16 protein-coding genes are annotated in these 14,533 nt (G+C 21.6%); 15 read left to right on the top strand and 1 reads right to left on the bottom strand.

What is annotated here, in order from left to right:
- Positions 1 to 136 precede the first annotated feature (136 nt).
- The 12 genes from KTO59_RS02615 (at position 137) to KTO59_RS02560 (ending at position 11,620) form a co-directional block, all read left to right on the top strand.
- Positions 137 to 1,225, top strand: a complete 1,089-nt coding sequence (locus KTO59_RS02615; RefSeq protein ID WP_284928479.1) for a hypothetical protein — start codon at positions 137 to 139, stop codon at positions 1,223 to 1,225.
- A 253-nt stretch (positions 1,226 to 1,478) separates the two neighbouring features.
- Entirely contained in the window at positions 1,479 to 2,684 is a 1,206-nt protein-coding gene (locus tag KTO59_RS02610; protein ID WP_284928478.1) for a hypothetical protein, read from the top strand.
- Positions 2,639 to 3,001 (top strand): hypothetical protein, encoded by a 363-nt coding sequence (locus KTO59_RS02605; RefSeq protein ID WP_284928477.1) that lies wholly within the window; start codon positions 2,639 to 2,641, stop codon positions 2,999 to 3,001. Before KTO59_RS02610 ends, KTO59_RS02605 begins: the two co-directional genes overlap by 46 nt.
- Positions 3,002 to 3,090: 89 nt before the next feature.
- Entirely contained in the window at positions 3,091 to 3,279 is a 189-nt protein-coding gene (locus KTO59_RS02600) for a hypothetical protein (RefSeq protein ID WP_284928475.1), read from the top strand.
- Between the two features lie 454 nt (positions 3,280 to 3,733).
- Positions 3,734 to 3,949, top strand: coding sequence for a hypothetical protein (locus tag KTO59_RS02595; RefSeq protein ID WP_284928474.1), 216 nt, complete (start codon positions 3,734 to 3,736; stop codon positions 3,947 to 3,949).
- Positions 3,950 to 4,226: 277 nt separating this feature from the next.
- Complete coding sequence (locus KTO59_RS02590) at positions 4,227 to 4,436, top strand: hypothetical protein (protein WP_284928473.1); 210 nt, start codon at positions 4,227 to 4,229, stop codon at positions 4,434 to 4,436.
- A gap of 690 nt (positions 4,437 to 5,126) precedes the next feature.
- Positions 5,127 to 5,324: a hypothetical protein gene (locus KTO59_RS02585; RefSeq protein ID WP_284928472.1), complete on the top strand. Its 198-nt coding sequence runs from the start codon at positions 5,127 to 5,129 to the stop codon at positions 5,322 to 5,324.
- A gap of 165 nt (positions 5,325 to 5,489) precedes the next feature.
- Complete coding sequence (locus KTO59_RS02580) at positions 5,490 to 5,711, top strand: hypothetical protein (protein ID WP_284928471.1); 222 nt, start codon at positions 5,490 to 5,492, stop codon at positions 5,709 to 5,711.
- A 73-nt stretch (positions 5,712 to 5,784) separates the two neighbouring features.
- Positions 5,785 to 7,800 carry a hypothetical protein gene (locus tag KTO59_RS02575; RefSeq protein ID WP_284928470.1) on the top strand — a complete coding sequence of 672 codons (2,016 nt, stop codon included), beginning with the start codon at positions 5,785 to 5,787 and terminating at the stop codon, positions 7,798 to 7,800.
- A gap of 954 nt (positions 7,801 to 8,754) precedes the next feature.
- Positions 8,755 to 9,408 carry a hypothetical protein gene (locus KTO59_RS02570; RefSeq protein WP_284928469.1) on the top strand — a complete coding sequence of 218 codons (654 nt, stop codon included), beginning with the start codon at positions 8,755 to 8,757 and terminating at the stop codon, positions 9,406 to 9,408.
- A gap of 20 nt (positions 9,409 to 9,428) precedes the next feature.
- Positions 9,429 to 9,752, top strand: coding sequence for a hypothetical protein (locus KTO59_RS02565; protein ID WP_284928468.1), 324 nt, complete (start codon positions 9,429 to 9,431; stop codon positions 9,750 to 9,752).
- 545 nt (positions 9,753 to 10,297) lie between these two features.
- Positions 10,298 to 11,620, top strand: coding sequence for a hypothetical protein (locus tag KTO59_RS02560; RefSeq protein ID WP_284928467.1), 1,323 nt, complete (start codon positions 10,298 to 10,300; stop codon positions 11,618 to 11,620).
- Between the two features lie 194 nt (positions 11,621 to 11,814).
- On the opposite strand, the gene KTO59_RS02555 is transcribed toward KTO59_RS02560, so the two are convergent.
- Positions 11,815 to 12,612, bottom strand: a complete 798-nt coding sequence (locus KTO59_RS02555) for a hypothetical protein (protein WP_284928466.1) — start codon at positions 12,610 to 12,612, stop codon at positions 11,815 to 11,817.
- A 434-nt stretch (positions 12,613 to 13,046) separates the two neighbouring features.
- On the opposite strand from KTO59_RS02555, the gene KTO59_RS02550 reads away from it, so the two are divergent.
- Genes KTO59_RS02550 through KTO59_RS02540 form a run of 3 tightly spaced genes read left to right on the top strand, consistent with a single transcriptional unit; the run spans position 13,047 to position 14,268 of the window.
- Positions 13,047 to 13,187 (top strand): hypothetical protein, encoded by a 141-nt coding sequence (locus KTO59_RS02550; protein WP_284928465.1) that lies wholly within the window; start codon positions 13,047 to 13,049, stop codon positions 13,185 to 13,187.
- 36 nt (positions 13,188 to 13,223) lie between these two features.
- Complete coding sequence (locus KTO59_RS02545; RefSeq protein WP_284928464.1) at positions 13,224 to 13,409, top strand: hypothetical protein; 186 nt, start codon at positions 13,224 to 13,226, stop codon at positions 13,407 to 13,409.
- Between the two features lie 16 nt (positions 13,410 to 13,425).
- A complete protein-coding gene (locus KTO59_RS02540; protein ID WP_284928463.1) occupies positions 13,426 to 14,268 on the top strand; it encodes a hypothetical protein in 843 nt (280 codons plus the stop codon).
- Positions 14,269 to 14,533: the final 265 nt, after the last annotated feature.

The following is a 14,533-nucleotide window of genomic DNA, read 5'->3' as shown; positions in this document are numbered from 1 at the left end:
TAAAGATGGAATTATTAAAGAAGAAGAAAAAGAATATTTAGAAAAAGCAGAAAAAAACATGTAGCATATTTATATTAATCTTTTGGAGATAATCCATTTCAAATTTAATTTTTAAAAAAAAGAGAGTATTTTAAATATGAATAATAATGATATTAATAACAAAAAACAAAATAAATTTTTTCTTTTAATTCCTTATTTTTTAATTATTTTAGCATTATTATTTATTTTTTTTAAAAGATATAATAATTTACAACAAGAAAATAAAGATTTAAAACAAGAAAAATCAGTTGAACCAGTTAAAGAAGAATTTAATTTTTTCTTTAAACCTTATTTAACTTATAAAGATAAAGAAGGTAATACAATTAGAGAATATAATTTTTTCCCTGGTATGAAACCTACCGGTAAAGACCATAAAGGTAGATTAAATTATTTTTCATTTAAAGAATTTATAGAAAATGCAAAAAAATATAATTTTAATACATTTCCAGTTATTACAGGTGAAGGTTCAGAAAATATATATAATTTAGAATATGAAAACGGACAAGAAAAAAAGGAACACGGCTGGAGAGTTTCGAAAGCTAATTTTAATTTAATTTTAACTAATAAACCATATGATAATCCTAAACGAATGACACAATCAACAAGTGGTAATTTTGATGATTATAATGGTTTTGTAAATGCATCATATTGTTTTTTAGATCATAAAACTTTTTTAGATTTTTTAGAAATAGCTAAAAATCGTCCTTCTGAATTTGAAAAATTTACTCATATGCGTTTTGTAACAAAAAATTTAGAAGCTGAATTTGATTCTGTTTATTTTGGTTTAAATGCTGTTCCAGATTGGATTCCAGGTTTAAAAGATGATTATAGAGATTTTTTTAATGATAAATATATTGGTTATTTGAAAAATAGTATGTTTAGTGAAATTTTATTACAACAAACAAATGAAATTAATAATAAATATGCATCTAGTAAAACATATGTATTTGGTATAAATTTAGAATTAGAAGAAAAAGAAATATTTTATAATAAAACTAATCAAATTGAAAAAAGATATGTAATTAAAAAAGATTATCTTAAAAGAAATTTTAAATATTTAACATGGGCTCTTAAAGATAAAATAAATAATGATGATTTTAAAAATTTCGAAGATTTAAATAAAAATTTCGAATCTCGTACTCTTAGTGATACAAAACAACCAAGAAGATTGTTTAATGTAAAATAAATAAAAATATAATTGAAAATGATAAAAAATATCATTTTCTATTTTATTTTTTTTGTAAAAATACAGATATATTTAAAAATAAATGTAATTAGAAATATAGATATATTTAAAAATACATAAAAATAAAAAGATTTTAATAAAAAAAAGTAAGAGGCTATATAAACATGCAAAAACAATCAATACATATAGAATATTTAACAATAAAAAAAAGAAGATATATTATTATCAAAAAAACACTCAAAAAATGGTTCAATTGATTAATCAAAATGAATCATTGAGTAGTTTTGAAATAGAAAAAATTAAAAAAGAATTCATTAATAATTTATTCTATTTCAAAACTACTGATTATGGAATTGGTGCTTTTTCAAATTTTTTAAACCTTCATATCTTCCAGCTACAAGCAGCCACGCAAGAAAACCGTTTAAAAACTTTGAAAAAACGTAAAATTATGTTTATTCAACATGAATTAAGAGATTTAAATTATTCAATTTCAATTGAAGAAATAAACGAAGAAATAGATTTTTATTATGAAATAGCAAAATCTCTTTATAAAAGAAAAGATAAAAAAGAAATCCTTAAATTTATTAAAACTAAACTAAACGAAAATAAAGATTTACAAGAAAAATTTAAAAAAGAAGTTTCAAATCCAGTCGAATATTTTAAAAGATTAAATACTGATGAAATTTTTTTAAAAAAAGTTTATAATAATGTTTGTCTTTTTGTTGGACGTAATAAAGAAAACCATATAATCCCAAACCCTTTTTTTAATGTTGAATCAAAAAAAGAAGAAATTAAAAGAAATATTAAAATAAGTAAAAACAACGCTAGACACAAAGCTATATTTAATTTTCATAAAGAAAATAAGATTAGTTTTTTAACTCTAACATTAGCACACTATAACAAAAATGGCATAGTTTCAAAACAAACTAAAGACCTTATAACAACAACAAAATTAGTAAAAATTTTTATAAAAAAATTAAAAATTCTTTATACTAATTTTTTAAAAAAAACAAAAAACAAAGAACAAATAAAAAATAAATTAAAAAAATTTAAATATTTTATTGCTTCACAACAACAAAAAAACAAAACATGGCATTTTCATATTATGTTTAATGTTGATTTATTAAAAATCTTCGATTATACTAATATAATGATTTGTAAAAAAGGATTAAAACCTGCTTCAGAGTTTTTAGAAAACGACGAATATTATAGAGAAAATAAAAACAAATATCAAAATCAAGGCTGGAAAAAAATCACTGATGAAAATTTAATAATTCCTTGTATTTTTAAATTATGGGCGGATATCGTACAAGAACAACTACCATATTTAAAAAAATTAAATCCTCGTGCTCAAAACTTACAAATCTTTTATAAACAAAAAGAAAAAGAAACACTTAAACATGAAATTAAAGAATGTTATTTAAAAAAAACAATAGTAAAAAAAACATCGCAATTTTAATCGGTGAATATGTAAGTAAATATGAAGCTGGATTAAATGATAAAGAAATAGATAAAATGATTTTACAAAAACAAAAACATTTAATCAATCGTAATCTATTTCAATTTTCGCGTAGCTGTAAAAAACTAATTATTGAAAAAACAATAAAATATCTTCCTTATGATTTAGAACATTCACAATATCAATTAACAAGCTTTTATCTTGAAAATATTTTAAATTTCAAAAAAAACCATCCTTTATTTTCATTAACAAGAAATACTATTTTAAAACAAAACAAAAAAAAGTATGTTATAAAAACGAACAAAAAGAAGCTTTAGATTTTGAAGAAAATAAAAAGCAATATCTTATTAAATTCAAACAAAAAAAAGGTAGATTATCTCTTTTTTGTGGAAAAGTTTTTTATTCTTTGAATATGTATAAAAATTATTTAAATAGTCCTAAATATATTCAAACACTTAATCTATTAGAAAAATGTTTTTATATTAGTACATTAAAAACAAAAATGCCATTAACTGATTTTGAATTAGAACATAATATTAAAACTACACAATTTAGTATTTATGAGTGTTCTAATGAAATACGATTAAGGAATTAAAAAAAAATTACAACGAAAAAAGCCTGTTTTAAAAGGTTTCTTTTTGTTGTATTTGTTTTTTTATTGTTGAAAAACAATAAAAAAAATGTATAACATAAGTATAAATCATAAAAATATTTTTTTAAAAAATAAGTACTAATTTTTTTTAATAATATTTTTTTCATTTTAATTCGATTTATCAACTATTCCACCCTTGAAAGGAATAGGTGATAATTGAAAAACACAAATTTTTATTATTATTTTAAAATTAAAAAAATCTAAATAATAAAGGAATAAAAAATGTCATTTAATAATAATAACAATGGATGGAAAAATTTTTTCTTATATTGGGTTTTTCAGTAATAGCGGTCGTTGTACCTTTAGTATGGTATCTTGCTTCTAAAGGGTATTTACAAGTCTTTTATACACCTGTTAAGTAAGAATTTTAAAATAATAATTGAAAGGATGAAAAAAAATGAAATTAAGAGGTTTTCTTTCACTTTGTGGAATTGGAATTTGTGTTGTATTCGGTCTTTATATGTTCGGATTTATTCAGCCTAATAAAGAAAATTTAGATTTCTTAGTTGAAAAACAACCTAAGACTGAAAAAAACAACCAGGTACACCATCAAATCTACCTTCAAATACAACAAATACAACAAATACAACAAATACACAAGGAAAATAATTAATAATTAATTAAAAAAACACAAAATTTTAATTGTTTTATTTCTTTGTAAAGCATAAATTAACATATTTTTTGAGCGGGCGTTGTTTTGTATGTTAATTTATGTTTTACAAAGAAATAAAACATGAATTTTAAAATAAAATTTTATTCTTTTGTAAAATGTAAATATATATATCTTCGTCGTGGTCCGTATATATGTTTATGTTTTACAAAAGAATAAAATAAGAAAGGAACACGAAGAATGAAAAATTATTTTTCAATGAAAAACATTTTACAAGTTTTTGAAACGAACGAACACAATAAAAATCACAACTTGCAGCAAAACCATTTTACAAGTTTTTGAAACGTTTGATCACAATAAAAGATTGCAACAAATTAATAATGCTTTATTTTTAGCTATTCTTTCAAATGAAAAAATAAAAATATTTGAAAAATACGGAGTGAAACAGCTTTTATATGTATTTTTAAAAATATTGATGGAAAAGATTTAGATGATATTTTTAAAATGATATATATAGATGTATGAAGAGAATGAGAGATTTTTAAATAAAGAAGAAAAAAGATTTGATATTAAGATTAAACAAAGGGAGCGGACCGCGGCAATAAAGAAGAAGATTTTTATAATTAACAAAAAAATATAGCTTTATTTAAAAATAAATTTATTTTAAAATAAAGCTTTAAGAAAAAAAAGACGCCCGCGGCAATACAAAACAATACAAGTAAATAAAAAGTAAATAATCAAACAAACAATCAAAAAATCTATATAGAAAATAAAATAATGAATAAAGAAGATATCACAATGTCAAAAACGCTCAAAAATTTATGATTTGATTAATCAAAATGAATCATTGAGTAGTTTTGACATAAAAATTATAAAAGAATACTATCATAATTTATTTTATGTCAAAACTACTAGTAGAACTGGAAAGTAATAGGTGATAATTGAAAAACACAAATTTTTATTATTATTTTAAAATTAAAAATCTATAATAAAGGAATAAAGAATGTCATTTAACAATATAACAACGGATGGAAAAATTTTTTTCTTATATTGGGTTTTTCCAGTAATAGCGGTCGTTGTACCTGTAGTATGGTATCTTGCTTCTAAAGGATATTTACAAGTCTTTTATACACCTGTTAAGTAAGAATTTTAAAATAATAATTGAAAGGATGAAAAAAAAATGACATTAAGAGCTTTACTTTCACTTTGTGGAATCGGAATTTGTGTTGTATTCGGTCTTTATATGTTCGGATTTATTCAACCTAATAAAGAAAATTTAGATTTCTTAGTTGAAAAACAACCTAAGACTGAAAAAAAACAACCAGGTACACCTTCAAATCCACCTTCAAATCCACCTTCAAATACACAAGGAAAATAATTAATAATTAATTAAAAAAATACAAAATTTTAATTGTTTTATTTCTTTGTAAAGCATAAATTAACATATTTTTTACGCGGGCGTGTTTCGTATGTTAATTTATGTTTTACAAAGAAATAAAACATGAATTTAAAATAATAAAAATCCTTAAGAGAAATAAAAAAAATGAAATTTAAAAATTTTAAAAGAGTAGCTTTATCAGATATAGATTTTAAAAATGGTCGTGGATGGTTTAAAATATTACATTTAAATAATATAAATATAAAATTTATATCTACATCAGAAATAGAATCTTGTAAAATTATTATATTTGATGATGGAAAAGAAGAAAAATATTATATAAAAGAAAAAAAAAGACGCCCGCGGCAATACAAAACATGCAAGTAAATAAAAAAAAAAATAATCAAATAAAAACAATATATTAAAAGAGAGAGAGGAACGCGCCCGCGGCAATAAAAACATGCAAGTAAATAAAAAAATAAATAATCAAACAAACAATCAAAAAATCTATATAGAAAATATAACAATGAATAAAGAAGATATTTCATTGTCAAAAAACGCTCAAAAAATTTATGATTTGATTAATCAAAATGAATCATTAAGTAGTTTTGATATAAAAAAAATTAATAAAGAATTCTATAGTAATTTATTTTATATCAAAACTACTAATTATGGAACTGGAGCTTATTTTAATGGTTTAAATCTTCATTCCTTCCAGCTACAAGCCGCCATGCAAGAAAACCGTTTAAAAACTTTAAAAAAACGAAAAATTATGTTTATTCAACATGAATTAAGAGCTTTAGATTATTCACTTTCAATTGATGATATAAATAAAGATATAGATTATTATTTTGAAATAGCTAATGAATTATATAAAAGAAAAGATAAAAAAGAAATCCTTAAATTTATTAAAACTAAACTAAACGAAAATAAAGATTTACAAGAAAAATTTAAAAAAGAAGTCTCAAATTCAGTCGAATATTTTAAAAAATTAAATACTGATGAAATTTATTTAAAAAAAATTTATAAAAATGTTTGTCTTTATGTCAAAAGAAATAAAGAAGATGAGATATACCCGAATCCTTTATTTAATGTTGAAACTAAAAAAGAAGAAATTTTAAGAAACATTCGTATTAGTAAAAACAACGCTAGATATAAAGCAATCAACAATTTTAATAAAGAAAAAAAGATTAGTTTTTTAACTCTAACACTAGCACACCATAACAAAAACGGTCTTATTTCAAAAGAAACTAAAGACCTTATAACAACAACAAAATTAGTAAAAAGTTTTATAAAAAAATTAAAAAACCTTTATACTAATTTTTTGAAAAAAACAAACAATAAAGAAGAAACAAAAATTAAATTAAAAGAATTTAAATATTTTATTGCTTCACAACAACAAACAGGAGAGAGAAAAAAAAATAACTCTCAACAACAAACGAAAACAAACAAAAAACCACAAAAACCATCTAATGTGTGGCACTTCCATATTATGTTTAATATTGATTTATTAAAAATATTCGATTCTACAAATGTAATGTTTTGTAAAAAAGGAGAAAAAAAAGCTTCAGAGTTTTTAGAAAACGACGAATATTATAAAGAAAACAAAAACAAATACAAAAATCAAGGCTGGAAAAGAACCACTGATAAAAATTTAATAATCCCTAACATTTTTAAATTATGGGCGGATGTCGTACAAGAACAACTACCACAATTAAAAAAATTAAATCCACGTGCTCAAAATTTACAAATATTCGAAGAACAAAGAAGAATAATAAAAGAAAACGGAGTTAAAAAAGAATTAAAAGAAACAATAAAATATGAAATAGAAGAATGTTATTTAAGAAAAACAACAGTTAAAAAAAACATCGCAATTCTAATCGGTGAATATGTAAGTAAATACGGAGCCGGTTTAAGTGATAAAGAAATAATAAAAATGATTAAACAAAAACAACAAAACAAAATTAATCGTAATTTATTTCAATTTTCGCGTAGCTGTAAAAAATTAATAGTAGAAAAAACCATAAAATACCTTCCTTATGATTTTGAAGATCCACAATATCAATTAACAAGCTTCTATCATAAAAATATTTTAAATTTTAATAAAAACCATCCTTTATATTCATTATTAAGAAACAGCATTTTAAAACAAAATAAGAAAAAAGTATGTTATAAAGATAACACTAAAGAAGCTTTAGATTTTGAAAAAAATAAAACGCAATATCTTATTAAATTCAAACAAAATAAAGGTAGATTATCTTTTTCTTATATAAAAGGTTTTTATTCTTTAAATATGTTTAATAATTATTTAAAAAGTCCTAAATATATTCAAACCCTTAATTTATTACAAAAAATGTTTTTTATTAAACAATTAAAAACAAAAGAACCATTAACTGATTTTGAAAAAGAACATAATATTAAATTTACACAATTTAATAATTATATAAGTCCTTTAGAAATACGGTTAAGGAATTAAAAAATAAAAATATTTATAATAATAACAGCCTGTTTTTAAAGGTTTATTTGTGTTGTATTTATTTTTTTTATTGTTGAAAAACAATAAAAAAAATTTATAATATAAGTATAAATCATAAAAATATTTTTTGAAAAAAATAATTATTAAATTTTTTTTAATAATATTTTTTTCATTTTGATTCGATTTATCAACTATTCCACCCTTGAAAGTAATAGGTGATAATTGAAAATCACAAATTTTTATTATTATTTTAAAATTAAAAAAATCTAAATAATAAAAGGAATAAAAAATGTCATTTAACAACAATAACAACGGATGGAAAAATTTTTTTATATATTGGTTTTTTCCAGTAGTAGCGGTCGAAGAAAAGAAATAATATACAAGAAAGATAACGAAAGAAGAATATATGAATTATTATTAAAAATTGAAAAATTTAAATATAAAACAGTTGAAAAATAATATACGTAGACAAACCAGTTGAAAATCAAGCTGATAAAGAAAGGATAAAAGATTTAGAAAAATAATAGAAGAAAACAAAAGAGCACTTAAATTTTATGAATCAACTAGAAGAACAACCTTTTTTAATTAGACAAAAATTATATTTTTTTAAAAATAAAAGTAAGTTAATAATATTTATAAAAAAAACAAGTAAAGGAGGTATAAAATGTTAAAACAAATAATAGCTTTTTTATTTATAATTGCATATTTAATATACAATATAAACATAAAAGAAAATAACAATATAGATAATTATTTAAAAAAATATTTAAATAATAAAAATATATTATTATGAGAGTCCCTAACACTGATCTTTTCAATTATTTATTTTCTTTTAATTTTGCATCTATAAAATATCTTTATTATTTTATAAAAGACTCTTTTTATAATTGCTTCTTAACAAAAGAAGGCTTTTTATTTTCAAAAACCGTCGGATGGAATTTTAACTTTTTAAATATGTTTAATTTTTTAAAAACTATAGTTATCTTTATATGGGAACAATTAACAAAATATATTCCTTTTTTACAAGTCTTCGAATGGTTATTTGTTTTTTTAAAAACATGTTTAGACTATTTTAAAGAAATGATGGATAGTTTAAAACATATCTTTATGAAAGTTCCTGAAATTTTAAGTAGCAAAGCTTTATTAACTACTGCCGCAGTAGCAACAGCTGGCTATTCAGTTATAAAAGTAATTTGTGTAGGTGGTGGCGCTCTTATTGGTGCTGGTGTTTCAGGTGGTGCCGGTGCTGGTGCTGGTGCTGAAACTGGTAAAAGAATTGTTAATTTTTTTAGTGATACTGCGGAGAAAACCTCAACCGCTATTGAAAAAGCAGTTATGTATACTATAAAAGTTTTATTTATGGTTATTAATTTTGTTTTTAAAATCATGCTTGTTATTGGAAAATCTTTAATAACTATTGTTTTAAAATTTTTAGATATTTTTTATGTTTTTTTGAAAATATGGTATCGTTTTATAAGAATCTTTTTATTTATTATTAAAGCATTTATTATTATTATTTATCTTATTACATATTTAGTTTGTGATGAAACAACGGAAGATCCATTAATAAATTCTATTAGAAAGGAATTATATAAAAAGAAAAAATGATAATTAGTGTTAGAGGTCGTATGTATAGACTAATCCCTTTTATTATACTTACTTTAATTTTATTATTTTGTTTTTTATTAATTGTTAATGCTTGTTATAAATATCATTTAGAGACTGAAGAGAGAAGATTATTATTAAATACTGTTAAATGTGAAAAATGTAGATTGTTAGTTGATAAAAAACAAGTTGAAGAAGTAAAACTAGTTGAAGAAGTAAAAAAAGGATATTCATGTAAAGAATTACTTCAACAACATAAAGATAAAGAAGAAAGTTATAAAAAATTAATAACTGAAGAAATGAAGAATGAATTATTAGTTTTGAGAAATAAAATTGAATCATTCTAAATATAATAGAACTTTTTAGAAGAATTAGAAATAGAAGAAATAAAAAAATTTATAAGTAATAAAGTAAAATTTAATGGATTATAATTTAGATATAATATATAAATATATTGATGAGTACTATATCTTTATGAAGAAACATTATTAAAAGATTAAATATATAAAGTTTTAAAAAAAATGTTAATAATCAGGAGTAAAAAAGCAATAGAAAAAGACATTATGAATATGGATATATAATATAAAAGAAAAGAAAATGAAGAAATACTCTCTAAAAATAAAGAAAATATAAAAAATTACCTAAAAAATATCATTTTCTTTATTGAAAAAAATACAAAATATATTTAAAAATATCTTAATTTAAAAAATAAAGATTAACAAATAAAAAATATATAGCTTATTTAAAATAAATTATATTAAAATAAAGCCTTTAAAAAAAAAAAAAAAAAGGACGCCAGCGATAATATATAAACATACCAAAGTAAATAAACAAATAAAATCAAAACAAAACACAATGTAAATCAAGAGATCTATATAGAAATTATTTAACAATGAATAAAGAAGATATCTCAGTGTCAAAACACGCTCAAAAAATGGTTCATTTGATTAATCAAAATGAATCATTAAGTAGTTTTGAAATAAAAAAAATTACAAAAGAACTCTATCATAATTTATTTTATTTCAAAACTACTAATTATGGAACCGGAGCTTATTTTAATAGTTTAAATCTTCATTCCTTTCAGCTACAATCCGCCATGCAGGAAAACCGTTCAAAAATTTTAAAAAAAAGAAAAATCATGTTTATTCAACATGAATTAAAAGTTTTAGATCTTTCACTTTCAACTCATGATATTAACAAAAAAATAGATTTTTATCATGAAATAGCTAAAGAGATATATAACAAAAGAGATAAAAAAGAAATCTTTAATTTTATTAAAAATAAAATAAACGAAAATAAAGATTTACAAGAAAAATTCAATAAAGAAGTTTCAAATTCAGTCGAATATTTTAAAAAATTAAATACTGATAATATTTTTTTAAAAAAAGTTTATAAAAACGTTTGTCTTCATGTCAAAAGAAATAAAGAAAACGAGATATACCCGAACCCTTTTTTTAATATTGAAACTAAAAAAGAAGAAATTAAAAGAAATATTAAAATTAGTAAAAACAACGCTAGATATAAAGCAATCAACAATTTTCATGAAGAAAAGAAGATTAGTTGGTTGACTCTAACACTAGCACACCATAACAAAAACGGTCTTATTTCAAAAGAAACTAAAGACCTTACAACAACAACAAAATTAGTAAAAATTTTTATAAAAAAATTAAAAAACCTTTATACTAATTTTTTGAAAAAAACAAACAACAAAGAAGCAATAAAAATTAAATTAAAAGAATTTAAATATTTTATTGCTTCACAACAACAAACAGGAGAGAAAAAAAAACAAAATAACAAAACAAAACAACCATATAACAAAAAAAACAAAAAACCACAAAAACCATCTAATGTGTGGCATTTCCATATTATGTTTAATATTGATTTATTAAAAATATTTGATTCTACAGATGTAATGATTTGTAAAAATGGATTAAAACCTGCTTCAGAGTTTTTAGAAAACGACGAATATTATAAAGAAAACAAAAACAAATATCAAAATCAAGGTTGGAAAAGAACCACTGATAAAAATTTAATAATCCCTAATATTTTTAAATTATGGGCGGATGTCGTACAAGAACAACTACCACAATTAAAAAAATTAAATCCACGCGCTCAAAACTTACAAATATTCGAAGAACAAAGAAGAATAATAAAAGAAAACGGAAAAAAATTTATTAAACAAAATAAGAAAATAAAATTTACAAGAAAAATTTAAAAAAAGTTTCAAATCGATTGAATTTTTTTAAAATTAAAAATGATGAAAAATTTTAAAAAAAATTTATATAAACATTTGTATTAATCTTAAAAAACAAACAAAAAAAAATAGAAATCAACGAATGCAAATTAAAAGAAACAAATGAAAAAGACATCTCAACCATAATTGCTAAATATGTAAAATATGAAGCTGGTTTATGATAAAGAAATTAAAAAATGATCGATCAAAAAAAGCAAATTTTTTGGTCTAGAATTATTATCATTATTTCCTGTAACACCTATAATTGTGTAAACGTAATTATAGTATATATCAGTAGATTTGACAGTACAATGTCCCCATTTTTCGTCGTTGTAATAGATTTCACCTTTAACGTTTTCATTAATATATTCTTTGGTATTAGCTGCTATATTATCATCTAAACAAAGTTCTTTTGTTATGTATTTTGTTTCTTTTACACGACATGTGATTGTGTATGTGTAATTATAGTTTGAGTCAGTGAATTTGACAGTACAGTTGCCCCAGTTACAGTCATTATTAACAAATTTATATGACATTAAATGTTTATTAAATTCTTTGTGTGTTTCAATCCATTCTTCGGTTTTGGTTTGCATTTCTTGTATGGTATTAACTAGACCGAGGTCTATTGTTCTAGATATTTCTTGTTTTAAATGACATGTGATTGTGTATGTGTAATTATAGTTTGAGTCAGTGAATTTGACAGTACAGTTGCCCCAGTTTTCATCGTTGTAGGTGATTGTACCTGGTATGTTGTTTTTAATCCATTCTTTGGTTGAATATTGCATGCTGTCGACTACGCCGAGGTCAATTGTTTTTTCATTGTCAAAACTGAAAAGATAAATATTTTTTGCACCGTTGGCGTGTTTGAATAAAGTATCAGAATTATTACAGTTAGTAAAAACGCGTACTCCGTCATCGAAATATACAGCTTCAATTTTGTTGTTTTTGTAATCAAAATATCCATTTGAATTCAATGGAATAGCAATTGGGCCATTAGGGACTACGTTGTAACAACCTAAATTGACGTATATATCATTAACTTTAATTTTTGGGGAAAAAAGAGGAGGTGTTAAACTAACGTCATGATTGAATTTTAGTTCTATTTTGTTAAAATTTTCATTGTTATAGCAATATAATCGATTTATGGGATTGTTGTTTAAAGTCCATTGTACTATGCGATCACTATATAAATCGAATTTTATATAATAAACAACTGTTCCATCAATTTTGGTTTTTTCAGCTTCAAATATTTGTGTATTTTTAATTGCATCATTTTCTTTATCTTCATAATTTTTAATGTTTCTATATGGTTTAATTTCTACTTGAAAAGAATAGGTGATAATTGAACAAAGTTATTTTTTTATTATTTTTAATTAATTAATTAAAAAAAAGAAGAAAGGAATAAATAATGTCTAGACGAAACAATAAACGTGGTTTTGGTAATTTCTTAACTTACTGGGTTTTACCAGTTATAGCTATTGCAATACCAGTTATATATTATTTAGGAACACAAGGCTATTTAAATATAAATTACACAGCTGTAAAATAAAAAAAAATTAATAAATTGAAAGGAAAATAAAAAAAAATGACTTTACGCAGTTTTTTAGCTCTTTGTGGGATTGGTATTGTTGTTATTTTCACTCTTTATTTATTCGGATATATAACTCCAAATAAAGAAAATCTACCTTTTATGGTTGAAAAACAACCTAAAGTAGAGAAAAAAACAACTACTACACCAGGAACTACTACAAATTCAACTCCAGGCAAATAATTTAGGAGGAAAATAAATGTCTAATAAAAAATATAATCGAGAAGAAATATTAGAAGAATTAGAAAGAAAATATAAAGAACAAGAAGAATTAGAAAGAGCAAGCAAGTTTACTAAAGCGGCTAATGAAAGATTAAGAAAAAAATTTGAAGAAAAAAAAAATAAATATAATCCTGATGAAGATTTAGAAAAATATTATAAAGAACGAGAAGAAAATAACGATTCTTTGATTGAAAAAACAATGAAGAAAACAAACACAAAATATGAAAAACAAGAAGAAGAAAAACCAAAAAAAGGTTTTTTTTATGGTTTAGGTAAAGCATACGGTAATTTAACTTCTAAAATTAATCGTTTTTCTTCAAAAGCAGGAGAAAAAATCGCTTCAGGTTTTAAAAAATCAAAAGAACAATCTTTAAAATATCAAAAAAATTTAAAAGATAAAAAAAATCAAAAATTTTTTAAACGTGCGGATGATGAATTATTAACTCAAGAAGAAATGAAAAAATTTTATAAAATATTACAACGTTGTGAAGAAACATATGAAACGAATATGCTTATTAATGCTATAATCGATCAAGCTCCAATTCATAGAAGTTATTTATATAAATATTTAAATAAAGATAATTCATATAAACAAAAAAATAAATTTAATCAAAGATCACAAAATAGTTCAAATGGACGATTTAAACAAAAACATAAATATACAGCTAGACAATATGCGGAAATGGGATATACTGTTAAACAATTAAAAGATCTTAATTATAGTCCTGTTACTATATATAGACTCGGGTTTAGTATAGATCAATTATTATATGCTGGTTTTTCTATTAGACATTTACGTTCTTGTGGTTTAAAATGTTAATTTTTTAAAAAAAAATAATGAGAATGTTTGATTACTTATTAAGATTTTATTTAATATATTTTAAAAAAATCGTTTTTAATATCGCTGCGACTACGGCTATTAATTCTTTTTAATAATAACTAATAATAACTAATATTAAATAAAATCTAATAAAAAGAGTTTGATTCTCTTTATTCTCACTTTTTAATTTTTTTTAAAAAAAATGAATATAATAAGGATTTTTTTTTATATGAATTTAAGTGAAGAACAAAAAAAAGTAATCAAT

It is taken from the genome of Candidatus Phytoplasma sp. AldY-WA1 (assembly GCF_020312115.2).
In the GTDB taxonomy this organism is placed as follows: domain Bacteria; phylum Bacillota_I; class Bacilli_A; order Acholeplasmatales; family Acholeplasmataceae; genus Phytoplasma; species Phytoplasma vitis.
Note: the sequence above shows the minus strand (reverse complement) of the source record. Positions and strands in the feature narration are given on the sequence as shown.